This is a genomic window from Parajatrophihabitans canadensis (assembly GCF_053764775.1).
This window is the reverse complement of record NZ_CM132445.1, coordinates 184715-206879: the sequence shown is the minus strand read 5'-3', so window position 1 is coordinate 206879 and position 22165 is coordinate 184715. Positions and strand designations below refer to the sequence as shown.

Annotated in this window: 24 protein-coding genes; 11 read left to right on the top strand and 13 right to left on the bottom strand. The window is 63.8% G+C overall.

The window, feature by feature from the left end:
- The first annotated feature begins 82 nt into the window (after nucleotides 1–82).
- Entirely contained in the window at nucleotides 83–952 is an 870-nt protein-coding gene (locus ACSMXN_RS00935; RefSeq protein ID WP_051149097.1) for an aminodeoxychorismate lyase, read from the top strand.
- A 305-nt stretch (nucleotides 953–1257) separates the two neighbouring features.
- On the opposite strand, the gene ACSMXN_RS00930 is transcribed toward ACSMXN_RS00935, so the two are convergent.
- A complete protein-coding gene (locus ACSMXN_RS00930) occupies nucleotides 1258–1821 on the bottom strand; it encodes an FABP family protein (protein WP_022916004.1) in 564 nt (187 codons plus the stop codon).
- A 126-nt stretch (nucleotides 1822–1947) separates the two neighbouring features.
- Between ACSMXN_RS00930 and ACSMXN_RS00925 the strand changes: the two genes are divergently transcribed.
- Entirely contained in the window at nucleotides 1948–2340 is a 393-nt protein-coding gene (locus ACSMXN_RS00925) for a DsrE family protein (protein WP_022916006.1), read from the top strand.
- Nucleotides 2341–2533: 193 nt separating this feature from the next.
- Here ACSMXN_RS00925 and ACSMXN_RS00920 read toward each other — a convergent pair whose 3' ends face one another.
- The 5 genes from ACSMXN_RS00920 to ACSMXN_RS00900 all read right to left on the bottom strand — a co-directional run bounded on the left by ACSMXN_RS00920 (nucleotide 2534) and on the right by ACSMXN_RS00900 (nucleotide 5935).
- On the bottom strand, nucleotides 2534–2833 hold the full coding sequence (locus ACSMXN_RS00920; RefSeq protein WP_022915498.1) for a DUF1416 domain-containing protein: 300 nt from the start codon (nucleotides 2831–2833) through the stop codon (nucleotides 2534–2536).
- Between the two features lie 5 nt (nucleotides 2834–2838).
- Nucleotides 2839–3666 carry a sulfurtransferase gene (locus ACSMXN_RS00915; RefSeq protein ID WP_022915499.1) on the bottom strand — a complete coding sequence of 276 codons (828 nt, stop codon included), beginning with the start codon at nucleotides 3664–3666 and terminating at the stop codon, nucleotides 2839–2841.
- 190 nt (nucleotides 3667–3856) lie between these two features.
- On the bottom strand, nucleotides 3857–3946 hold the full coding sequence (locus ACSMXN_RS00910; protein ID WP_455407666.1) for a putative leader peptide: 90 nt from the start codon (nucleotides 3944–3946) through the stop codon (nucleotides 3857–3859).
- A 68-nt stretch (nucleotides 3947–4014) separates the two neighbouring features.
- A complete protein-coding gene (locus ACSMXN_RS00905; protein ID WP_022915501.1) occupies nucleotides 4015–5199 on the bottom strand; it encodes a hypothetical protein in 1185 nt (394 codons plus the stop codon).
- Nucleotides 5162–5935 (bottom strand): alpha/beta fold hydrolase, encoded by a 774-nt coding sequence (locus tag ACSMXN_RS00900; protein ID WP_022915502.1) that lies wholly within the window; start codon nucleotides 5933–5935, stop codon nucleotides 5162–5164. Before ACSMXN_RS00900 ends, ACSMXN_RS00905 begins: the two co-directional genes overlap by 38 nt.
- A gap of 123 nt (nucleotides 5936–6058) precedes the next feature.
- On the opposite strand from ACSMXN_RS00900, the gene ACSMXN_RS00895 reads away from it, so the two are divergent.
- A complete protein-coding gene (locus ACSMXN_RS00895) occupies nucleotides 6059–6928 on the top strand; it encodes a winged helix-turn-helix domain-containing protein (protein WP_022915503.1) in 870 nt (289 codons plus the stop codon).
- 16 nt (nucleotides 6929–6944) lie between these two features.
- The gene (mshD, locus tag ACSMXN_RS00890; protein ID WP_022915504.1) at nucleotides 6945–7865 is read left to right on the top strand and encodes a mycothiol synthase; all 921 of its coding nucleotides are present in this window, start codon (nucleotides 6945–6947) and stop codon (nucleotides 7863–7865) included.
- 52 nt (nucleotides 7866–7917) lie between these two features.
- Here the strand turns inward: mshD and ACSMXN_RS00885 are convergent, their stop codons facing one another.
- Together ACSMXN_RS00885 and ACSMXN_RS00880 are read right to left on the bottom strand one after the other, a co-directional pair.
- Nucleotides 7918–8352, bottom strand: a complete 435-nt coding sequence (locus tag ACSMXN_RS00885) for a hypothetical protein (protein WP_155958553.1) — start codon at nucleotides 8350–8352, stop codon at nucleotides 7918–7920.
- A gap of 311 nt (nucleotides 8353–8663) precedes the next feature.
- Complete coding sequence (locus tag ACSMXN_RS00880; protein ID WP_022915506.1) at nucleotides 8664–9293, bottom strand: HAD hydrolase-like protein; 630 nt, start codon at nucleotides 9291–9293, stop codon at nucleotides 8664–8666.
- A 596-nt stretch (nucleotides 9294–9889) separates the two neighbouring features.
- Here ACSMXN_RS00880 and pstS point away from each other — a divergent pair.
- The 4 genes from pstS (at nucleotide 9890) to pstB (ending at nucleotide 14095) form a co-directional block, all read left to right on the top strand.
- On the top strand, nucleotides 9890–11017 hold the full coding sequence (gene pstS / locus ACSMXN_RS00875; protein WP_022915508.1) for a phosphate ABC transporter substrate-binding protein PstS: 1128 nt from the start codon (nucleotides 9890–9892) through the stop codon (nucleotides 11015–11017).
- Nucleotides 11018–11172: 155 nt separating this feature from the next.
- Nucleotides 11173–12330, top strand: a complete 1158-nt coding sequence (pstC, locus tag ACSMXN_RS00870; RefSeq protein WP_022915509.1) for a phosphate ABC transporter permease subunit PstC — start codon at nucleotides 11173–11175, stop codon at nucleotides 12328–12330.
- A complete protein-coding gene (gene pstA / locus ACSMXN_RS00865) occupies nucleotides 12327–13268 on the top strand; it encodes a phosphate ABC transporter permease PstA (protein WP_022915510.1) in 942 nt (313 codons plus the stop codon). Before pstC ends, pstA begins: the two co-directional genes overlap by 4 nt.
- 47 nt (nucleotides 13269–13315) lie before the next feature.
- Nucleotides 13316–14095, top strand: a complete 780-nt coding sequence (gene pstB, locus ACSMXN_RS00860) for a phosphate ABC transporter ATP-binding protein PstB (protein ID WP_022915511.1) — start codon at nucleotides 13316–13318, stop codon at nucleotides 14093–14095.
- Nucleotides 14096–14105: 10 nt separating this feature from the next.
- Here pstB and ACSMXN_RS00855 read toward each other — a convergent pair whose 3' ends face one another.
- The gene (locus tag ACSMXN_RS00855; protein WP_022915512.1) at nucleotides 14106–14558 is read right to left on the bottom strand and encodes a MarR family transcriptional regulator; all 453 of its coding nucleotides are present in this window, start codon (nucleotides 14556–14558) and stop codon (nucleotides 14106–14108) included.
- Between the two features lie 137 nt (nucleotides 14559–14695).
- Between ACSMXN_RS00855 and ACSMXN_RS00850 the strand changes: the two genes are divergently transcribed.
- Both ACSMXN_RS00850 and ACSMXN_RS00845 read left to right on the top strand, forming a co-directional pair.
- Nucleotides 14696–15448, top strand: a complete 753-nt coding sequence (locus ACSMXN_RS00850; RefSeq protein ID WP_022915513.1) for a mechanosensitive ion channel domain-containing protein — start codon at nucleotides 14696–14698, stop codon at nucleotides 15446–15448.
- A gap of 99 nt (nucleotides 15449–15547) precedes the next feature.
- Nucleotides 15548–15988 (top strand): nitroreductase family deazaflavin-dependent oxidoreductase, encoded by a 441-nt coding sequence (locus ACSMXN_RS00845; RefSeq protein ID WP_022915514.1) that lies wholly within the window; start codon nucleotides 15548–15550, stop codon nucleotides 15986–15988.
- A gap of 76 nt (nucleotides 15989–16064) precedes the next feature.
- Here the strand turns inward: ACSMXN_RS00845 and ACSMXN_RS00840 are convergent, their stop codons facing one another.
- A complete protein-coding gene (locus tag ACSMXN_RS00840; RefSeq protein ID WP_155958554.1) occupies nucleotides 16065–16460 on the bottom strand; it encodes a hypothetical protein in 396 nt (131 codons plus the stop codon).
- Between the two features lie 82 nt (nucleotides 16461–16542).
- Nucleotides 16543–18063 carry an ATP-dependent DNA ligase gene (locus tag ACSMXN_RS00835; RefSeq protein ID WP_022915516.1) on the bottom strand — a complete coding sequence of 507 codons (1521 nt, stop codon included), beginning with the start codon at nucleotides 18061–18063 and terminating at the stop codon, nucleotides 16543–16545.
- A gap of 143 nt (nucleotides 18064–18206) precedes the next feature.
- Here ACSMXN_RS00835 and ACSMXN_RS00830 point away from each other — a divergent pair, with 143 nt between their 5' ends.
- The gene (locus ACSMXN_RS00830; protein ID WP_081649361.1) at nucleotides 18207–19370 is read left to right on the top strand and encodes an aromatic acid exporter family protein; all 1164 of its coding nucleotides are present in this window, start codon (nucleotides 18207–18209) and stop codon (nucleotides 19368–19370) included.
- A gap of 39 nt (nucleotides 19371–19409) precedes the next feature.
- Here ACSMXN_RS00830 and ACSMXN_RS00825 read toward each other — a convergent pair whose 3' ends face one another.
- Nucleotides 19410–20297, bottom strand: coding sequence for a putative RNA methyltransferase (locus tag ACSMXN_RS00825; RefSeq protein ID WP_022915519.1), 888 nt, complete (start codon nucleotides 20295–20297; stop codon nucleotides 19410–19412).
- Between the two features lie 208 nt (nucleotides 20298–20505).
- Nucleotides 20506–21750: an ABC transporter substrate-binding protein gene (locus tag ACSMXN_RS00820; protein WP_022915520.1), complete on the bottom strand. Its 1245-nt coding sequence runs from the start codon at nucleotides 21748–21750 to the stop codon at nucleotides 20506–20508.
- Nucleotides 21751–22165 lie beyond the last annotated feature (415 nt).

Sequence of the window (22165 nt, the reverse complement as noted above, 5' to 3'; positions counted from 1 at the left end):
AATCGTAGTTGTCTTTACCCCCTCACCGCCCTTTATTCGGCAGGCTAGGCTGCCGGGCGTGACAAGACGGGCAGTGGCCGTAATGGGAATCGGCCTGGTGGATCCCGACGACACGGTAGTGGCCGCCGACGACTTGGGCCTGACCCGTGGCGATGGCTGCTTCGAAGCGACCAGGGTTGTGACGAGTCTGGACAGCGACCGCCGAAATACCCATCGCATCGATCACCTCGGCGACCATCTTCGACGCCTGCAAGCCTCAGCCGCCGCGCTCGATCTGCCCGATGTGGATGTCGAAGGTTGGCAAGACCTGATCGGCGAGATTCTCTTCGGCTGGGACTGCGTCGGCGAGGCGATCCTCAGACTGATGCTCACCCGCGGCCGGGAGTCCCTGCCGACCGCACCCCGGACGCCGACCTTGCCGGTGACTGGAATCGCGACGCTGACGCAACTCTCGGAGACCACCCTTCGCCAGCGTCGCGAGGGCGTCTCGGCTATCACCCTGAGTCGAGGCACCGCCTCAGATGCCTACCTTGATGCACCCTGGCTACTCGGCGGCGTGAAGACCCTCTCGTATGCGGTGAACATCGCGGCCGGACGGTTCGCATTAAAGCGCGGTGCCGACGATGTGATCTTCACCAGTTCCGACGACTTCGTCCTCGAAGGTCCAACGTCGGCCGTGGTGTGGCGCGAGTCCGGTCAGCTCTACACGACACCGACGAAAGGCACTGGCATCCTGGATTCGATCACCCAGCGTTCGCTGTTCGCAGCTGCGGGCGAAGTCGGCTGGAGCACCGGATACCGCCTCGGCACGGTTTCCGAACTCGCCGCCGCGGACGGTGTCTGGTTGGTGTCGAGTGGACGGGGCGCGGCGCAGGTGCACACGCTGAACGGTCGGCGGCTGCGAACTTCACGGGAGTTGACCACCCAGATTCAGACCTTGGCTGGGTTTTAGTTCCCTCACAAGAAAGTTTTAGTTCCGTCACAAGAAATCAGCCACGAGAAAAATGTGCTCGCAAACCTCGTCTTCGGGTCGTAGCGTATTGCTGGTAACGGAAAGGAGGTGGTCCAGAACTTGAAGAGCTCTCGGACCCAAAAGGAGGTAGCCGCTTTCTAGCGGTTGCACCCTTGAGCCCTCGAGTCGCCGAGCTTGTCCGATCGGCAATAGGTTCATCACGAACCGGCTCGGGGGCTTTTTAATGCCCACCGAAGGTCGCTAGCAGCAAACGAAGGCCAGCAGCAAACGAAGGCCAGCGGAGCTCAGGCCCGCAGGAGCTCGGCCTGTAGGTGCGGACGGAACTGCCCCGGCTCGATCGCCAACTCCTGTATGTACGCCAGGGTCTGAGCGGGCGGTGCAGCGCCGACCAAGGCGTACAGGCGTCGTTCACCCGCAATCTGTTTGGCAGTCGGGGTGAAACCCACCGCGCCGGTCGCGATCTCCCAGCGCTGGTCACCGGCTATTCCGGAGAAGACCTCGACGATTCCTGCGGCCGTGGTCAGCACCAGTTCCAGATCGTCCTGGCCTGGTCCGACCCGGAGAAAGCCGTTTTCGCGAAATGCCGGGCGCAACACGGAGCCGTCGAGGTTCAACAGCCACGAATGCGATGTGTAGCTCAAGAACGGCCGCCCGTCGTGGGCGAAGGTCGCGCGCTGCGCGAAGCTGAATTCTTCTTGAGTGTGGGGCGTTATGCCCGCCCCGTGGCCCGCCCAGCGACCGACCAGCGGCAGCACGGCCAGCAGACTGGGGTGGATCTCAGGGCCGGTCCGAAGGTCGGCGGTATCGACGACCTCGGGGACGCCGTCGGCCTCAGCCGGAGTGCTCACGGGCGACGTCAGCGCTGACCGGCGAACAGGTTCTTCAGGACGAGCACCGCCATGGCTCCGATCGCGAGAAAAGCGACGATGAGCAGCGTGACGTAGAAGGTCTCCATATCAGGAAGGATAGTGCCCATGACCAGCGCCGATCGCCCCACCCGTCGCACCCTCGTCGTGAAATGCACCGCAGGAGCAGGCAGTACGGACAGCGCCGAACGGTGCGCTCAGGCGTTCAACGTGGCCGCTACTGCGCTGGCGTCGGGCGTTCAGGTTTCACTGTGGCTGACCGGCGAAGCGTCGTGGTTCGGCGTGCCCGGCCGCGCGGAGGATTTCTCGCTGCCACATTCAGCGCCGCTGGCCGACCTGCGCGACACCGTTCTCGAATTCGGCACGCTCACCGTCTGTACCCAGTGTGCCCAGCGGCGCGGCATCACCGAGGTGGATCTGATCCCGGGCGTGCGTATTTCTGGTTCGACGACCTTCGTCGACGAGATCCTGCAACCCGACGCACAGGCGATCGTCTACTGACGACCCCCTCCGACCCTCCGGTCGGGACGACCCCCTCCGACCCTCCGGTCGGGACGACCCCCTCCGACCCTCCGGTCGGGACGACCCCCTCCGACCCTCCGGTCGGGACGACCCCCTCCGAATCGTGTAACGCTCGGCACCGTAGCGGTGCCGAGCGTTACACAATTCGCCCGAAGCGGGTTAGGGAGTGCGGTTAGGACAGCTGAAGCGAGGCCTCTACGAGCCCGGGAGCAGCGGCCGAGATGGTCTTGCGGACCGAACCGGAGTTGTGCAGCACCGACAGCGTCCATTCGCCCGGACGAGCGAAGAAGCGGTAGTCGCCGGTGGCCGAGGTGACGACCTCGGCGGTGAACTCACCCGTGCTGTCGAGCAACCGGACGTAGGCAGCCGGCACCGGCGCATCGTCCTTCGTCACGACGCCGTAGATGACGGTTTCTTTTTCGATGTCCACGTGCGCAGGCAGCGTGGGGGTCTGAGCAGGAGCTCCGCACATAGTTATCAGACGTCCTTTTCGATGGGAACGCCGACCAGCGAACCGTATTCGGTCCACGAGCCGTCGTAGTTCTTGACATTCGGGATTTCGAGCAGTTCGTGAATCGCGAACCAGCTGTGCGAGGAGCGCTCGCCGATCCTGCAGTACGCGATGGTCTCCTTGGACTGGTCCAAGTCGGCGTACAGCTCACGGAGCTGTACGTCGGACTTGAAGGTGCCGTCCTCGTTGGCAGCCTTCGACCACGGCACGTCGACCGCGCCGGGGATGTGGCCGCCACGCTGGCTCTGCTCCTGGGGCAGGTGTGCCGGTGCGAGCAGCTTGCCGGAGAACTCATCGGGCGAACGGACATCGATCAGGTTCTTCTTGCCGATGGAGGCAATGACCTCATCGCGGAAAGCGCGGATCGAGGTGTCCTGGTCCTTGGCCTTGTACTGGGTGGCCGGACGCTTCACCTCGTCCTTGGACAGCTCGCGACCGTCCAGTTCCCACTTCTTGCGGCCGCCGTCGAGCAGCTTGACGTCGCCGTGACCGTAAAGCTTGAAGTACCAGTAGGCGTACGCCGCGAACCAGTTGTTGTTGCCACCGTAGAGAACGACGGTGTCATCGTTGGAGATGCCCTTGGCTGACAGCAGGGCCTCGAACTGCTCCTTCGATACGAAGTCGCGAATCGTCTGATCCTGCAGTTCGGTCTTCCAGTCCAGGCGCACCGCACCCGCGATGTGGCCGCCTTCATAGGCGGAGGTGTCCTCATCGACCTCGACCAGGACCACGCCGGGGGTATTGAGGTGTTCTTCGGCCCAATCGGCCGTGACGAGCGCATCGGTGCGGCTCATTGTTTTTTTCTCCTTGGGTAGGTATCGAGCGATCTGAAGCTTGAACAAGTTCTGCGGGACTGCATTGAATTGCTATGGCAGCAGCGTTTGCGCACATCGGAACCCGGCTGGGCTGGGAGGCGGCTGGACAACTCGACTGGGCAGCTGCGCGCCCCATCTCGGACGCGGACGCGCCGCGGGAGTTACCCGATCAGCGCATTCGACAGAGGCAGCTGTCGACCCGGCACAGGTCGACCGCGCGACGGGAGGTCAGAAAGCGCGGCGTCAGCGAATACCCCATAGTGACTACAGACTAACTCAGACTGGCAACTCGGCGAACCCGTCAACCTGGCGTTGCCTTCCAGCTGATCACCCGATGATGGCGTTGACCAGAACGTACCCGGCAGGCGTGGCCAGGGCGATGCTGATCAGTGAGGCGGCTACCGGACGAAGCCTGGGCACGCCAGCCCACACGATCTCACCGTCCGGACCGCTGTCTGGCCCGCCTTCACCGTCAATCTCCCCGTCAATCTCCCCGTCAATCGCCCCGTCAATCTCCCTATCAATCTCCCGGTCACCCTGCTCGTCAATCTCCCGGTCACCCCGCTCGTCAAAGTCTGCGGCTGCATCAGCGCCACTTTCCGGCGAGCTGTCCGCGCTGGGCGACGACTCGTCGATGGAAGTCACCAGAGTGGGGGTGACAGGAGGAGGACCGATCATGGTCTGGGGCGTCAGCGTCGAGTGCATCCCGGCGAAGCTGGCCCCAATGGAGACGAGGCACGCGACGGCAGCGACGGTGGCACCGACGAACGCGGACCGGCCGCCGGCGAAATCGATGATGTCCCGCAAAATCAGGGTGCCGACTATGCCGCCCGCGATGACGCCGAGGACGACGGCCGGTAGCCCCCGATCGACCTCGGGGTCAAACCGCAGCGCAGGAAACACTGCGTCGGTCAGGTGAGATACCACCAGCCCAGCGGCGATGGCACCCGCCACAGCACCGGAGGTTTTGTCCCCGTTGCCCTGATAACGCAGCAGGATCAAGCCCCCGATCGCAACGACGGCAAGCAACATCACCGTGATGTCGGCGAGCGACTCGACTACTCGCGTGCGAACCACGCCGCGCGTCAGCTGGTGGATGAACATCAGCGGCAACGCCACGCCGAGCACGCCGAGGACGGGTTCATAACCCGTCTCGTGCCACTGCACGATGACCGCGTCGCTCGCGCCTGCGGCCAACACGCCCAAGATCAGCGCGCCGATTCGGCCTGGTAGTCCCGTCCCGAGCACCCAGCTGAGCACCAGCGCGACTTGTACGACTGCCACCGCGACGACCATTGCCGCGGTGCCGACGTACGCACCCGCCAGGAGCACCGCGCCGGCGAGCAGGCTGATCGTCGCAAGCGGAACCTGCGCGGCGTGCCCGGCGACCGATCCTTGTGAGCGCGCCGTGGCCGGATCGACCGCCCCGGAGGAAGCTGAGGCGATGTCGGTCGTCGAGCGGTCGGTCACCCGCTCATCGTCCCAGACAAACGTTCCCGCGAACCCAGTCATCGATCCGATCGAGCAGCTCAGGTCCGGTGGCACTCTCGGCGTGACCCATGCCGGCCTCGATCCACAGGTGTGCTCGGGGAGCGACGCTTGCCAGCATCCGCGGGTGTTCGAGCCCGAAATAAGGATCGGCATCGCCGTGCACGATCAGCAGCGGCACATCGATTGCTGCTGCGACCTCGACTGGCGAAACAGGTAACAGATCCCAGCCGCCACCGACCCGGATCTTGAAAAGCCGCCTGATTACGACTCGCCCGAGCCGGGTTTCGAGGCCGCGGTGCAGCCGGCGCATCGGAACAGTGCCGCGCTCGTACCATCTGCCGGGACCGCTGACGGCCACCACGGCGTCCGCGGAACCCGATCCCTGGCAGAGCCCCGCATGGCGAAGGACGATCGAGGCTCCCATCGAGAACCCCAACGCGGCCACCGCCGCCTCCGGATGACGCTCCCGAAGCCATTGCAGTCCTGCCGAGACATCTGCGATTTCGGTCACGCCGACACTGCTCGTCCCGCCTGAACCGCCGTGCCCGCGAAAGTCGATCACCAGCACGCAGGCGCCTCGCGAACGCAACTTCTGCGCAATCTCGATCACCTGAGGCCGGTGGCCAGACCCGGTGAAACCGTGACCTAAGAGATAACACGGGCCTGGTGTAACACCTGCGTAATAATGAGCGAGAAGGCTTACGCCGTCCGAAGAGATCAGGCGAACCTGTTCAGTGTCATGCTCAGCTTCCTGCATGGGGAGGGGAGCCTGTCCTTTCCGGCCAACGTGGCAGTGATGTTTTAGCAGTGATGTTGTAGCAATACCCGTTCGCAAGCATCGCCCCGAAAATCACCCCGACCCCGCCAGCGGGAGGCAACCATGGATCTAGTCCTCCTCACCACGGCAGCGCAGCCGACAACCGAGGTTCTTCCAGCCCTGGGCCTACTTGGGCACCAGGTCACTATCTCAGAATTCGACGTCAGCCCCCTGCTGACCAGTCACGCCGGTGCCGTCCTGATCGACGCCAGGTTCAATCTGGCCGGGGCGCGTGCATTCACGAAGGTGCTGGCCACCGCCGAGCTGACCCTGCCGGTATTGGCAGTCTTGAAGGAAGGCGGTCTGGTCGCACTCTCTGCGGACTGGGCCGTTGACGACGTCCTGCTCGACACGGCCGGACCGGCAGAGGTCGATGCGCGGCTCCGGTTGGCTCTGGCGCGACGTAGCGCCGTGGTCGACGGTGAGCCCGGCATGGTGAAGGTCGGCGACCTCACCATCGAAGAGACGACGTACACCGCGCGCTTGAAGACGGCCACCCTTGACCTGACCTACAAGGAGTTCGAGCTGCTGAAGTTCCTCGCGCAGCACCCGGGCCGGGTTTTCTCCCGCTCACACCTGCTGCAAGAGGTGTGGGGCTATGACTACTTCGGAGGCACCCGCACCGTCGACGTGCATGTGCGCCGGTTGCGGGCAAAGCTCGGGATCGAGTACGAAGCCATGATCGGCACCGTACGAAACGTCGGCTACAAATTCGTCAAGCCGGCCGAACCGGGCCTGCGGGCTCGAGGCGGCGACGCCGGCGATTCCACCGAAGCGGCCGAACGCAGTTCCGCAGCGCAGGACGCAGAGAGCGATTCCAAGTTCGCGGCGGCTGACTTCACCGACGGTGACTTTGCCGAAGGTGACTTTGCCGATGACGACTACGCAGAAGCCAGCTTTGCCGGCAGCACCCTCGATGAATTCGAGAACTGACGGCTAACGTGCATGCGTGAGCATTCCTGAACCAACACGCGTCCGGACCCCCTCGACCGAACAGGTCGGGGGGGTTCGTCGTCTCGTCTCGACTGCGCCGGACGCTGCTGACAACCCTCAGCTGAGCGAGCAGGCGCTGCTCCATCTGCAAGCAGGCGATCCCATACGCCATTTCGTGATCGAATCCGGCGGACGCCTGCTCGGCTACGCACAGCTCCAGCCAGCAGCCTCGGGTTCAGAATTCGAGCTGGAGATAGCCGTCGACACTGGCGAACCCCAAGCAGTTCAGGACGAGATCGCCAGCGGCTTGCTGCGCGGCGCCATTCGTGAGATCGAGGGAACGCCGCTGCTCGTCTGGGCACACGGCGACGCCAGCGCGCTCAACCGGGTTGCACCGGCCGTTGGCCTGCGAGCGACGCGATCGCTGTTCCAGCTGCGGTTGGATCTGTCCGGTTACGAGGCGGCACCCGTTGAACCGCCCGCCGGCGTGGAGATCCGGCCGTTCCGGCCCGGCCAGGACGACGAGGCATGGCTCGGAGTGAACTCCCGCGCGTTTGCCCACCATCCCGAACAGGGCAGCTGGACGCAGACCGACCTCCAGGATCGGATCGATTCGGACTGGTTCGACCCGGCTGGCTTCCTGGTCGCAACGCGCGGCAACGACATGATCGGCTACCACTGGACGAAGGTGCACGCCGCCACCGAATCCACACCGGCGATGGGTGAGGTCTACGTCCTGGGCGTCGATCCGTCGGCCCAAGGTCTGAAGCTCGGGCTGCTACTGCTCAATGCTGGCCTCAATCACCTGGCCGCGGCAGGTCTCGGGACCGTGCTGCTGTACGTCGACGAATCGAACACCACCGCGGTTGCGCTGTATCGCAAGCTCGGCTTCACAACGTTCGCAACGGACACCCAGTACGCGCTGGCAGGCGGGTGACGAGCAGACGTCGCTGCCCGTCACCCACCAAGGCCCATTTACCTAATTTAGCTCAGGTGGTAACGGTGCCCACGAACGACTTACACGAGTATGTCGTGCCAACGGTCCGGCAAAGCTCTACCGTCATTCCGGTCACCCTGACGTTGCCGAAGACACTGAATACGGGAGTCTTGGATTGCTGCACGCTCACGTAGTGCGCTTGGCCGTGGCGCACTGCATGGCCGTCCCAGTAGTCGTACTTGGTGTAAATGTCCCAGTCGCAGCCACCAGGCATTTTCGCGTTGTAGCCCTTGGTGATGACGTACTGAGCGAACCCGGGTTTGCTACCGGCGTTCAGATCCATAGCCTCTGCGTGCGCTTCGCAACCCTGGTAGGTGAAGTCGTGGCCGCCATTCACAATTACTACATGCGCGCTAGCCGATGACGCGGCCGCAATCATCGCCGCAGACGCGGCCGCTAGGACCAAGGCCGGAAGGACCTTCCGCATTCTCATTCTCCTGACTAATACACCGGACGTTGAACTACGCGAGCTAGGCTTGCACGCAGTCGGTCGGCCCGCAGGCGTTTCCAGAAATCCATGCCGTCCGGCTGGATCGAACGCATCTTTCTGTCGGTTCGATGCTGCCGCGACACAGAACTTCAACTCGGACTTGCCATCGAACCGCCAGCGGCGATGCGGAGCGTGGGTTCGGCTCTACACGCGGCTGGGGCAGGGCCGACGCCGTGGGTTCCGGCTCTCCGCGCACCGTTCGTCGCGAGGTGGACCGACCAAGAGGGTAGCGGCCGCGGCGACCCGACTCACCTGACCGGCCCGTCGAAGAGCCGTCTGAAGTCCAGCAGCGACGCCAGAACGAGCGACGCCCCAGCATTGCGCAGGTCCTGCTCACTGTGCGAGCCAGTGAGTACCCCGACGCCAGGGACACCGGCGGCAGCGGCACCCGCCATGTCCAGCGGGTGGTCGCCCACATAGCACCCCGCAGCATTCTGGCGCATCGCCGGTGCCTTCTCGGTCCCAGTCATGCCGCCAACGACGAGGTCAGCAGATAAGCCACATACGCGCAGTGCCGCCTCGGCAATATGTTGACGCCGCGACGTTATGACGATCGATTTGCCGCCACGAGCGGCGACCTCGGCCAGCGCAGCCGCCGCCCCAGGTAGCGGCTCCAGGAACTGCAGTCCCGTCCCCACAAAGGCAGCTCTGAACTGATCGGCAGCCTCGGCGAGGAGCTCGTCGGCGACCCAGCGGCTGAGCTCGGCCCGGATGGGTGGCCCGAGGCGTCTCACGAACTCGTCCACGTCGATCGCAGTGCCAAGCGATGCGTTCACCGATTCGAGGGCGAAGGCGGTCGCCTCGCGAGTGTCGATCAATGTCAGATCCAGGTCAAAGGCGATTCCGGGAGCGGGTTGGCCCGCGAACAAGGCGGTCATCGAGTGATGACCGTTGCGTAGGCGGTTTCCAACCTTGCGGCGATCTGGTCGGTCCCGATCAGATCCTCCAGCGGCAACAAGGACGCCGCGTTCGTTGTGACCAAGTGCCTGCTCGTTGGCCTACCACTTCGCTGGCCACAATCGGCACATCCAGCGTCATCGCCCCGTAAAGCGGGCATGTGTCTCGAGTGCGCTGTCGCCGCCGTTTGCGGTGGCTGACACGATTTCTAGCGGTACCCCACTTCCGCCGATCATTGTTCAGGTCGTGCACTACACGGGTCAGGTTTGCACGGACGCCATCGGCCCGCAGGCGTTTCCGGAAATCCATGGCGCAGCTCGGGGTTGTGGTCACATACCGCACGTTTGCCGAGAAAGCCATAGAGCCTTGAACTAGTTCACCTGCCGGACACGTGAAGAGCACCACAGCGTTAGCAAATATGGTCGCGGCATTCACCTTCCGTTCACCAAGCACTCCCCGACAGTCCATCTGAACTGCCTAGCGTCGCTGTCGACACAATCTGTCGACTCAACCTGTCGACTCACCGACCGGGTGATCACCACAGTCGGTGAAACAGTGACCAACGAAGGGACCACGGGTGCAGATCTACCGGATGGGCATTGCCGCCGGACTACTTGCGGGTGCCGTAGCGCTAACCGCTTGCAGCTCCTCCTCGAACAGCGATTCGTCGAGCACAACCTCGGCGGGCGCTTCGAGTGCTGCCTCAAGCGCATCGACAGTTTCGTGTAGCACGGGTTCGCTGAAGGCTGAAGGCTCGACCGCGCAGCAGAACGCGATTGCTCAGTGGATTCAGGATTACCAGAAGAAGTGCCCTGGAACCACGATCACCTACAACGGCACTGGTTCCGGTGCGGGCGTGTCGAACTTCATCGCCAAGCAGGACAACTTCGCCGGTTCTGACTCAGCACTCGATCCCGCCAAGGGCGAGGTCGCGAAGGCCACCACGGCCTGTGGCTCACCGGCACTCGACCTCCCGATGGTCACCGGGCCGATCGCCGTCGCGTACAAGGTCAACGGCTTGACCGACTTGACGCTGACGCCTGACGTCATCACCAAGATCTTCCTCGGCAAGATCACCACCTGGAACGACCCGGCGATCAAGGCCATCAACACCGGCGCAAACCTGCCCTCGACGAAGATCACGGTCTTCTACCGCAGCGACTCCTCGGGCACCACCCAGAACTTCGAGAAGTACCTGGCGGCGAACGACCCGACGGACTTCACCTCGACACCTGACAAGGACTCGTCCAAGGCTGGCTTCGTGGGCCAAGGCAAGACCGGCTCGCAGGGTGTGCAGCAGGCCATCAGTTCCACTGACGGCGCCATCGGCTACGTCGAATGGTCGTTCGCGGTCAGCGGAAACCTCGACACGGCCAAGGTCGACAACGGCGGCGGCGCAGTCGAACTGACGGCCGACTCGGCGGGTGCTGCGGTCTCGGCGGCAAAGGTTGCCAGCAACGGCGGCCAGGACCTGACCCTCAAGCTCGACTACGCGACCAAGGCACCGGGCGCATACCCGATCATTCTGGTGACGTACGAGATCGTCTGCTCCAAGTACTCCGATCCCGCGATCGGCAGCCTGGTGAAGTCCTTCCTCTCCTACACCTCCAGCGATGGCCAGGCATCCCTGAAGGATCTCGGCTACGCACCACTGCCGAGTGGCATCCAGACCCAGGTCAAGGCCGCAGTCGCCTCGATCAGCTAGGCAGCTCAGCTAGACGCAACACGAGAACTCGTAGATTCTGAAAACCAAACGATCACCCCGCCGGGCGTCTGCTGCCGGATAAGACCTAAGCAGCGAGACGTCCGGCGGGATTCTCGTGAGATGGAGCCCAGACGACGATGCCAGATCGAGAGAGCATGACTGATCGCAAAGCCCGGCAACGGGACGGGCGCGACGGCAGCGGGCCGGAGATCGCGGGCCCGATACCCGAGTTGCAAGTCGAGGAGCAGGCCGGCGGTGCCGATGCGGGCCAAGGCCTGGACAACTTCGGCGAGCGTATCGTCGTAGCGTCGAGTGAACCGCTCGCGATCGGCACGCTCGACGGGTCGCCACCCGTCTTCGGGGCTGGCGAAACCTCAATCGGTGGTAACGGCAAGGTTCGCATCGGTGACCGCGTCTTCCGCGGGCTCACCGAGGGCGCCGGGCTCTTCGTTGTCGTACTGATCGCTCTCGTCGCGCTCTTCTTGATCGTCAAGGCGGCTCCGGCGATCTTCGACGACAAGTCGAACTTCTTGTTCTCTCGCAATTGGGACGTCGACGGCAGCGTCCTCAATTTCGGCGTGCTCCCGTTGCTGTGGGTCACGGTGCTGATTTCGGTGCTGGCCATGGTCATCTCGGTGCCGATCGCGATCGGTATTGCGCTGTTCATCTCGCAGTACGCGCCGAAGCAGCTCTCCCGCCCAGTCGCGTACGTCATCGATCTGCTGGCCGCAATCCCATCCATCATCTACGGCATCTGGGGCATCACGGTGCTCGCGCCGAAGATTCAGCCGGTCGCCGACTTCTTCACCGATAACCTCGGATGGTTCCCACTCTTCAAGGATTACAACGTTCGTGGCGGCACGATCTTCACCGGTGGCGTCGTTCTCGCGGTGATGATCTTGCCGATCGTCACCGCCATCTGCCGGGACGTCTTCGAGCGGACGCCGCGCGCCAACATCGAGGCAGCCTGGGCACTCGGCGCGACCAGGTGGGAAATGATCCGGCTCGCGGTATTGCCGTACGGCCGTCCCGGCCTCGTCAGTGGCGCCATGCTCGGCCTCGGTCGCGCTCTAGGCGAGACGATCGCGATCTCATTGATCCTGTCGAAGGTCTCCAACACTGGCGCCTTCTCCTGGTCGATCTTCAATGGCGGTGAAACCTTCGCATCCAAGATCGCCAACAACGCCTCGGAGTTCAACAGCCCGAAGCAGACCGGCGCTTACATCGCGGCGGGCCTGGTGCTGTTCATCCTCACCTTTGCCGTCAACGCAGCTGCTCGAGCCGTCGTCAATCGCCGCAAGGAGTTCTCATGACCGCACTTGCCACGGCTCCCGGCCCATCGACCCTGGCCAGCTCTGGCGGATCGGCCAGCCGAAAGTTCAAGAACAACCTAGCTACCGTCTTGGTGACGGCGTCCTTCCTGGTTGCGCTGATCCCGCTGGTGTGGCTGCTATGGACAGTGCTGGACCGCGGTTTGCACGCGATCACCGAAGCGGGTTGGTTCACCGGCACCCAGCGGGGTATCACCTACCGTGATCCGGGCGGCGGCGCCTGGCATGCCATCCTGGGGACGCTCGAGCAGGTCTTGTTGACCGCCGTCATCTCGGTGCCGATCGCGCTGCTCGTGGCGATCTACCTGGTGGAGTACGGCAGCGGGCCACTCGCCAAGGCGACCACCTTCATGGTCGACATCCTGACTGGTATTCCGTCGATCGTCGCCGCGCTGTTCATCTACGCGGTGTTCGTCACGACCCTCGGTGGCCAACGGGCCGGCTGGCTCGTCTCGCTGGCCTTGGTGATGTTGATGATCCCGGTAGTCGTCCGCACCACGGAAGAGATGTTGAAGCTGGTGCCGAACGAACTGCGTGAGGCGTCTTACGCACTCGGCGTTCCGAAGTGGAAGACCATCGTCAAGATCGTGCTGCCCACCGCGATGAGCGGCATCGTCACCGGCATCGTCCTCGGCATAGCCCGGGTCGCCGGCGAGACCGCTCCGTTGCTGATCCTCGTTGGCTACTCCCCCAACAAGAACGGCAATCTGTTCTCCGGGCCCCAAGGATCGCTACCAGGCATGATCAAGGACCAGTTCACCAACATCGGTAACACCACCATCCTCAAGAACGGCCACAAGACCACAGTGCATTACGCGGCCGACCGGATGTGGGGCGCGGCCTTGACGCTGATCATCCTGGTCATGGCCTTGAACCTGCTGGCCCGGCTCATCGCCCGCCGGTCGAAGGTCTCCAACTAACTCCGCCCCGCTACTGCTGCTGTTCACTTGTAAAGGATCTCGGACCCATGGCCAAGCGCATCGAAGCGAAGAACGTCAACATCTACTACGGCAAATTTCTCGCCGTCTCCGAGGTGACCTTCACGATCACGCCTCGGTCTGTAACCGCCTTCATCGGGCCATCGGGCTGTGGCAAGTCAACCGTGCTCCGCACGATCAACCGCATGCACGAGGTCATCTCCGGCGCTCGGGTCGAAGGCGACCTGCTGCTCGATGGCGAGAACATCTACGGCTCGGGTATCGACCCAGTGGACGTCCGCCGCACGATTGGCATGGTATTTCAGCGCCCCAACCCGTTCCCGACCATGTCGATCTATGACAACGTCGTCGCCGGGCTGAAGCTGCAGTCGGGCCGGTTGAAGAAGTCCGAGCTCGATACGACGGTGGAGAAGTCGTTGCGCGGTGCGAACCTCTGGGAAGAGGTCAAGGACCGGCTGAACAAGCCCGGTGCTGGGCTATCTGGTGGCCAGCAGCAGCGGCTGTGCATCGCCCGCGCGATCGCCGTCGAGCCGCAGGTACTGCTGATGGACGAGCCCTGCTCGGCCTTGGACCCGATTTCTACCCTGGCCATCGAGGACCTGATTCAGAGCCTCAAGGAGAAGTACACGATCGTGATCGTCACCCACAACATGCAGCAGGCTGCACGCGTCTCGGAGCGGACCGCGTTCTTCAACCTGGCCGGCGTCGGCAAGCCCGGCCAGCTCGTCGAGATCGACGAGACCCAGAAGATCTTCTCCAACCCGTCGGACCAGCGCACGGAGGACTACATCTCAGGCCGCTTCGGCTGAGCCGCTCGTCTCATCCGTTCCGGCTGGCAGGATCTCCAACAGTGTCTGCCACCGCATTCAGCGCGGTGGCCATGCCCTCGAGGTTCTCGTAGCCGGTGCCTGCCAGGGCCGCCGTCAGCTGGGCCGCTTGCGTTTCGATAGCGGCAGCAATGGCCAGTTCGCCATTGGGCGTCAGCGACAGGATCACGCTGCGGCGGTCATAAGGATTGGGCTTGCGGACGAGATACCCGGCCTGCTCGATACGGTCCAGGATTGCGGTCGTGCTACCCGTGGTGACACCCAGCCGGTCGCCGATATCTTTGGGCGTCAACTCGCCCGATTCGTGCAAGTGTCCCATCACCGCCAGTTCGATTGTGCCCACTCCCATCGTCTTGGCCAGCGAACGCCGGTGGTGCTCGGTGCCGAGTAGCAACTTGCGCAGGGCCAGCAATACCGACGCGGTATCCGAGCTCTGCTGACTCAAGGACTGCTCCTCGGCGAGTGCGGGCTGAGCGGGGCTGACATCACCGGAGGAGTCTACCGAGTGGTTACCCTGCGTGAACCTCTCTGGTGTCGGATCCTTGCGGGGCCGGCCACGGGCTTGCTGTAAAACTTGCCGGTATGAGCGAGAAGAAAAGACTCTGGATTCCTCGGTCTGCGGCCGACGGCCATACCCTCGGACGGGACGCCTTGCTCAGCCTGGACGCCAAGATCAAACCGGACTTCAGACGAGCCGTCAGCGCCGGCATTCTCGCCGTCATCTGCCTCGCGGTGGGCAACAATCTGGGCGGCGTGGACCGGCACAATCACTGGAGATATCTGGTCATCGGCCTCACGGTCGCGTTCGGGCTCCTCGGGATTGGTGCGGTGCGATCTGCTGCGCGCGAGGCATTTCGGATCAGCAACATCCGTGGGGGCCCGTCCACGGCCTCGGCGTTGCGGCTCATCATCTCGATCGTCGGTTACGGACTTGTGGCGCTGGGTCTGCTGCAGCTGCTCGACGTCGATCTGCGCAGCCTTCTGGTGGGCGGTGCGGTCACCGGCGTGATCATCGGTATCGCCGCGCAGCAGTCGCTGGCCAATTTCTTCGCCGGCCTGGTTCTGTTGTTCGCCCGTCCCTACATTCCGGGCCAGCGGGTGAAGGTCTATTCCGGTGGGATGGGCGGACCCTTCGAAGGGACGATCATCGCCGCGGGATTGCTGTACACGACGATGATCACCGAAGACGGACCGATCAACCTTCCCAACGCCGGCTTGCTGGCGTCCGCGGTCGGACCGGCTCCCGAGCCGACGGATGACGATCCCGCAGAGAACCCGGACGCGAACCCGGACCCGAGCCCGGACCCGAGGACGGACGCGAGCCCGGCCGACTGAGCGCTGGTCGATGCTGGTCGCGAGCTTGGGCCCGCTGGTGGAGGCCCGCTGGTGGAGGCCCGCTGGTGGAGGAAGGGCCTGACGGTGTTGACTTGAGGCATGCCTCTCTCTGGTGAATACGAACCCAGCCCAGCCGCCTGGGTACGCGATCAGGTATCCGAATATGAATCCTCCGGCGGTACCAAGGGGACCACGCTGCGAGGAATGCCCGTCATCGTGTTGACGACGCTCGGCGCGAAAAGCGGCAAGATCCGCAAGAGCCCGCTGATGCGGGTCGAGCACGACGGCGTGTACGCAGTCGTGGCCTCGCTAGGTGGCGCGCCCAAGAACCCCGTCTGGTACTACAACGTGCTCGGCAACCCGCAGGTCGAGCTGCAGGACGGCCCCGTCAAGCGGGAGATGGTCGCGCGCGAGGTGACCGGGTCAGAAAAGGACGTCTGGTGGGAGCGTGCCGTCGCGGCGTACCCGGACTACGCCGATTACCAGAAGAAGACGGACCGGCAGATCCCGGTTTTCGTCCTCGAACCGCCCGCACACTAACCCCCCTTTTTGGCGAATCGTGTAACGCTCGGCACCGCATCGATGCCGAGCGTTACACGATCCGGGGGTTTGGCGGTTAGTAGATGGCCTGCGCGCCGCATTCGGCACAGCGGAACAGGTGCGCTTCGACCGACTCCATCTCGCCGTGTGCGACGCAGCTAGGTGTGCCAGCCGCTGACAGGACGACGTTTCCGAGGCTGACATCCCAGCCGCCCTCGACGTCCATCAACCGGACGCGATCCGGACCCGAGACCTCACGAGCGTGGTGCAGCGCGCGGACCGCGCTTACGGCGGCCCGGAACGATTCCGAGCCCGGTGACCAGCCCGGCAAGAGGTTTGCGCCCGGCACGCCTGCCTCACCATCGCGAAGGCACATGACGACATTGCGCTCTTGGCCGCCTTCCACCAGGAAGTACAGCGAATAACAGCCATCCTCGGCGAGCGCCTCGATGCGGCTAAGCAACGGATCCACGATACTTAGCATGTACCTTACAGAGTCACAACACCAGCCTTACGGTCAAATCTGGTGATCAGCGCGACGGTGTCTAACCCCTTCAGTGCTGCAAAAAGGACTGGACGGTATCGATCGTGTCCGCCTCTGCTGGCGGTTTGTCGTCGCGATAACGGACAACTCGGGCGAATCTCAGCGCGACGCCACCGGGATACCGCGATGATCGCTGCACACCGTCGAAGGCGATCTCGACCACCTGCTCAGGCCGGAGCGTGACAACCCACTGATCTGTCGGGCCCTCAGCTAGCGACAGAAACCGCTCGGTCTGCCAGGCGAGCATCGCGTCGGTCATCCCCTTGAAGGTCTTACCGAGCATCACGAAGCCGTCGCCGTCTTGCTCGCGGGCGCCCAGGTGAATGTTCGAAAGACGGCCCTTTCGACGTCCCGAGCCCCATTCGACGGCCAGCACGACCAGGTCGAGAGTGTGGACGGGTTTGACCTTCAGCCAGCCGGCACCTCGACGACCTGCCTCATACGGCGCCGACAGCGATTTCGCCACCACGCCTTCGTGGCCGTGGGCGAGGGCATCGTCGAGAAAGGCCCTGGCCATCGCCGGGTCAGAGGTGACCAGCCGAGGCACCCTGGCCGAATCGGGCACGATGGCATCCAGCGCCAGCATCCGTTGCGACATCGGCTCGTCCAGCACATCGACACCATCCACGTGCAGTACGTCGAACAAGAATGGCCTCAGCCCCACGCCTGCAGCTGCCGTTGCGCGGCTGCCGATCCGAGACGCGGTCACCTGAAACGGCTGCGGTCGGCCGTCGGCCCTGAGCGAGATCACCTCACCATCGGCGACCAAATCGCGAACGGGCAGGGCCAGGACGGCGTCGACTACTTCCGGCATGCGAGCTGTCACGTCGTCCAAGCTGCGAGTGAAAATGCGAACGATGTTTCCTGCTCGATGGATCTGAATTCGCGCGCCGTCGAGCTTCCATTCGAACGCGGCCTGGCCGCGCAGTCGCTGCAACGCGTCGTCGGTGTCAACGGCTGACTGGGCAAGCATCGGGCTGACCGGCCGGCCGACCTGCAAATGAAAGGCCGCTAACGCCGCATCGCCGCCTTGAAGTGCCTGCCGCGCGACCAGCGATAGATCGCCGCTGAGCATCGCTGCCCTTCGCACGTCGACGATCGGTAGCCGGGCGGCCCGTGCCACCGCGTCGGTCATCAAGCCGGCCAGCGCACCTTGCCGGAGGTCACCGGTGAGCAGACGCTTCAAGAACGCCTGCTCGGTCGCGGTCGCAGCCGCGAACAAAGCCTGCAACAACGTACGGCGTCGACCTTGCGAACCCTCACCGGCCAGCGCACCGATCTCGGCAAAGATCGTCTCGACGTCTTGCACGGTCAGGGTAGCGGCGGGCGCGCTCTCGCCCAGCTCGCGGAGCGAGGCCCAGCCGACGCCGATCTGCCTTTGCGTCAGCTCACCGGACAGCCACGACACGACCACGGCTGCGTCGACCGGATTCGCATCGGTGAGCAGCGCAACCAGCTGCTCGACTTTGGCGCCCCGCCCCGGCGTCAATCCGAGAGAATCCGATGTGGCTGCCACGGCCTGCAGGGTCATGGCTGAAGGCATGAGCAGAGCCTTGCACGCGGTACTGACACTCGCCACAACGGACGGATCAAGCGAGGTCGGTTGCTACATTCTGTGCATATCGCGCGAGACGAGACGCCTGAAGTTGGCGGTCAATCTGAAGTGGGCAGTCGATGCAGTTACCAGCGGCACGTGAAACGCTGAATCGCGTGCGGGTCGACGGGCCGGTGATGCATCGGTTGGGTCAGCAGCTATGGCCAGCAGCTCCGCAAGTTCTGCGGATAGTCATCGCCGCGGCCGTCTCCTGGCAACTCTGTATCTGGCTTGGCGCGAGCCACCCGCCTGTGTACGCCGCGGTCGTTCCATTGGTCGCGCTGCGTGATGATCCGTACTCCGCCTTCAACGTGTCGCTGGATCGGCTGATTGGCGTGGTCGGCGGTCTCGCGCTCGGGCTTGTCGTGGTGCATTGGCTCGGGCCGACCGCGGTCTCGGTTGCCATCGTCCTAGCGGTGGGATTGTTCGGCGGGTCGATTCTGCGCATCGGTGGGTCGCTCAACGTTCAGGTCGCGGTGTCGGCGTTGCTGGCTTTCGCCAGCAGCGATCCAAGCGCGTATGCCTACGCCCGGTTGTGGGAAACCGCTGTCGGGGCGGCGGTTACGGTGGTGCTGGCACCGCTGCTTCGGCCACCGAACGCCCGAGCGACCATCACCGCCTCGCTGCGCAGCGTTGGAGAGGACCTCGCCGCAACTCTCGACAGCGCGTGCAATCAGGTCACGGCGGTGATGTCGGTGGCGACAGCCGACGTCGCGGGACCGGCGCTGGAGAAGATCCGCGACCAATGCCGACTGGTGGAGGACCGCGCCCGCGCCTTACCGGCGGAGTACGCGCGAGCTGAACACTCCGTGCGGATCAACCCCCTGCGGCGATCGGACCGGCAGCCGATCGCCGCCTTGGCGTGCCCGATCGCGATTGCGGTCGAGCTGGCGCGTGGTACTCGCCAGTTCGTGGACGAGGTAGCAGATCTATCCAAGCGTGAGGATCTTCGAGCGGATTGGCCCTCGCTGGGCAACCCGCTAGCCGGCCTCGTCACGCCGATCGCGGAGACGATCCGCATTGGGCTCAAACCCCCGGCCGATGTCGATGCCGCGCAGTTCGCTGCCACGATCGCCACGGCTGAACAGTCCCTGACCGACTGGCGCGGCGCCGATCACCGTCAGATAAGTGCGGTACTTCGACGCCCGCTGCGCAGGCTGCTGGCCGAACTCCGTCGCCTGCCCGTCGAGGCCTCGTCCACAGCGGCGGGGGCTGCCGTCAGTCCGAGCCGGAACGACAGCTGATGTTGCTTGTTGATAAGGGTAATCGCCTTCAGGAGCGAGCTATCCGCGGGTGTAGCTGTCGACGCGCACCGCCACGGTCACCGAGGTGAGTTCTGGCAGTGCCGCGATCTTCTCTTGCAGCTCCGCGGGGGCCGCATGGCTGGCAGTGGGGCCCATCCCGACGATTGCTGCGACGGAAGGATGATCCAGCCGTAGTGGGTAGGTCAATCGTTCAGAGGCGATCTGGTGCAACCGTGCGAAGGTCGCAGCTTGTCGCGCTGACTTATCCGGGTCCACGCTGAGCGTATCGAGCGGTTCGAGGAGTTCGTGCAAGTGCTCGGGCGTCGGAGAGACGACTATCAGTTGGCCGGTATTGGTCAAAATTCGTTCGATCTCAGTCGCGTTACGTGGACCGAAGACATTGATGATCACGCTCGCGGCCGCCGTCCTGATCGGCAACGGCTGCCAGACATCGGCACCGACCGCGGCAGCGCGCGGGTGGGCGCGGGCCGCCCGTCTGAGCGCCGCGGCGGAGACGTCGACGCACAGACCCATGGCGCGAGTGAGGCGATCGAGAACCGCGGTGAGGTAGTAGCCCGTGCCGCCAGCGAGATCTACAACCAAGCCGGTATCGCTTTCTTCAGCCTCACCAGAAGATGCGCGCACCGCCTGCGCGGCTACCAGGTCAGCGATCGGCCGGTAATGACCGCCGCCGAGAAACAGTTCCCGAGCGATCACCATCTCGGACGTGTCGGCCGTTCCAGGTGCTGCGTTGCCGACGGTCAAGTTGGCATAACCCTGACGGGCTATATCGAAGCTGTGACCGACTGCGCACAGCAAGCGATGCGCATCAACGCGGAGCGCGGCTTTACAGGTCGGGCATTGAAGATAGCGGACGACGCCGCGCAAGGGACCGTACTGAGGGTGGACAGTCTGAGCAGTAGACACGCATGTCCCGTCGGATCGTTGCAGCCGGTCAACTGTATCGCCTGTGCTGTGCTGATCCCGCGGGTCGAAAGGCAAGGTGTGCCGTCCGCGCGATCTGGCCAGCTCGCACCGTCGCGGCAAACGAAAGCGAGGGCCACGGATTCGCGTGGCCCTCGCTTGTCGTTGTCGAGCTTGTCGTTGTCGAGCTTGTTGTCGAACCGGTCTTCACTCAGCCTTTGAGCGGTACGACTCCGGCGCAGAATGGTGATCCCTTGACCGTCTTGAACGTGGTGCCTTCGAGCTGCACGTAGTTGCTGCAGACCGTTGACGGGCGGTAGTTGGCGAAGTCCACCTTCAGCGGCGCGAGCAGTCCCTCGGCGTCGAAATTGTTGATCGCCCGCAGCGTGCTCGAATACTTCTCCCGTGACGGGTTCGGCCCGGTGGCCGTGAGTCCGGCAGCGAAACCGGCCATTGCCAGGTACGCCTCTTGCTCGGCGAACGTAGGCGGCCCGGTTACTCCGACCGCGGCGAGATTCGCAGCCCGCTTCTGGGTCGCCGGGGTGTTGGCTTCAGCAGGCAAACCGACGGTGCTGAAGAAGTCGCCCTGCGCTGCTGAGACGGCAGCGGAGGACTGCAGCAGGTCGCCACCGTAGCCGGTCGGCAAGGAGGCCACCTTCAGGTTGACACCCAACTGCTTGAGCGCCGCGTTCGCCGCGAAGGCAGTATTCGGGACCGTGGAGTAGAACAAGCCATCCGCACCGGCGTTCTTGATCTGGATCGCGATCGCGCCCATATCGGTGCTGCCGAACGGCACGTTCTGGGTGTAGACCGGCGTTATGCCCGCAAGCGTGGCCGACTGGTTGAAGGCCTTTACGCTGGCCACCGAGCTCGAGGAACTCTCATAACCGATCGCGGCGGTCTTCGTGACGCCCTGGGACTTGAAGAACTGGCCCTCGGCCAGCGGCACATCGGCGTAGTTGGTGACACCGACCGCGTCGAAGAGGTTGGTGTTCTTCGGGTCGGTCCACAGCAGGCTGTCAAAGCCACCGCCGACGACCGGAACGCCTTCCTTCAACAGGAAGTTCTGCGCGCCGTAGAACAGCGCCGAAACCTCGACGATCGCGAACACCTTGTCCTGCTGGACCATCTTCTGCGCCGCCGTCAGCGCGCCGGCAGGGGTTGACGCCGTGTCACCCATGACGTATTCGATCTTCTGCCCGTTGATGCCGCCAGCCTTGTTCACGGCGTCGGCGTAAGCCTTGATGCCTTTCTCGGTAGTGATGAACCCGGACGACGCCGAACCGGTCAAGTCCGTCAGGACGCCGATCTTGATCGTTCCACCACCCCCACCCGTGGAGCTGGCCGACGCACCGTTATTGCTCGATGTGTCGGACTTCTTCGAGGAGCTACAGGCCGCCATGCCAATCGTGGCTGCGATCACCGCGACCGTAGCTACCAGAACTCTTGCTCGCATACGCCAAACCCTTCGGTTGGCCGATGGCCCGAGCCCGGTCGCTGCTGCGACGCGGTTCTGGGGCCTTCGGAGGTTCGATCAGATCCTCGGACGAAGGACGCCCGGGGAACACTGACTAGAAAGTCGCGTCGCTTCGAGAATCGACGAAGCATTGCGGGTACCGAGACGCTATGGCGCCTATCACAACGCTGTCAACGGCATAAAGGTAACGGAGTGATACCGTTCCGAGTCTTTTCTCGAGACGTAGTTTTGCGATGTCATGCGACGAATATTTACGGTGTAGACGAACAATATTTTACGGTGTAGAGTACCCCCGTTACGAAGCGATTCGGGTGCTGCAGGAGTCCGACGTCAACGGGCACAAACGCCCACCGAGCACGTTTCATCTCAAACTGCAGGGGGTTTGGCGCAGCCG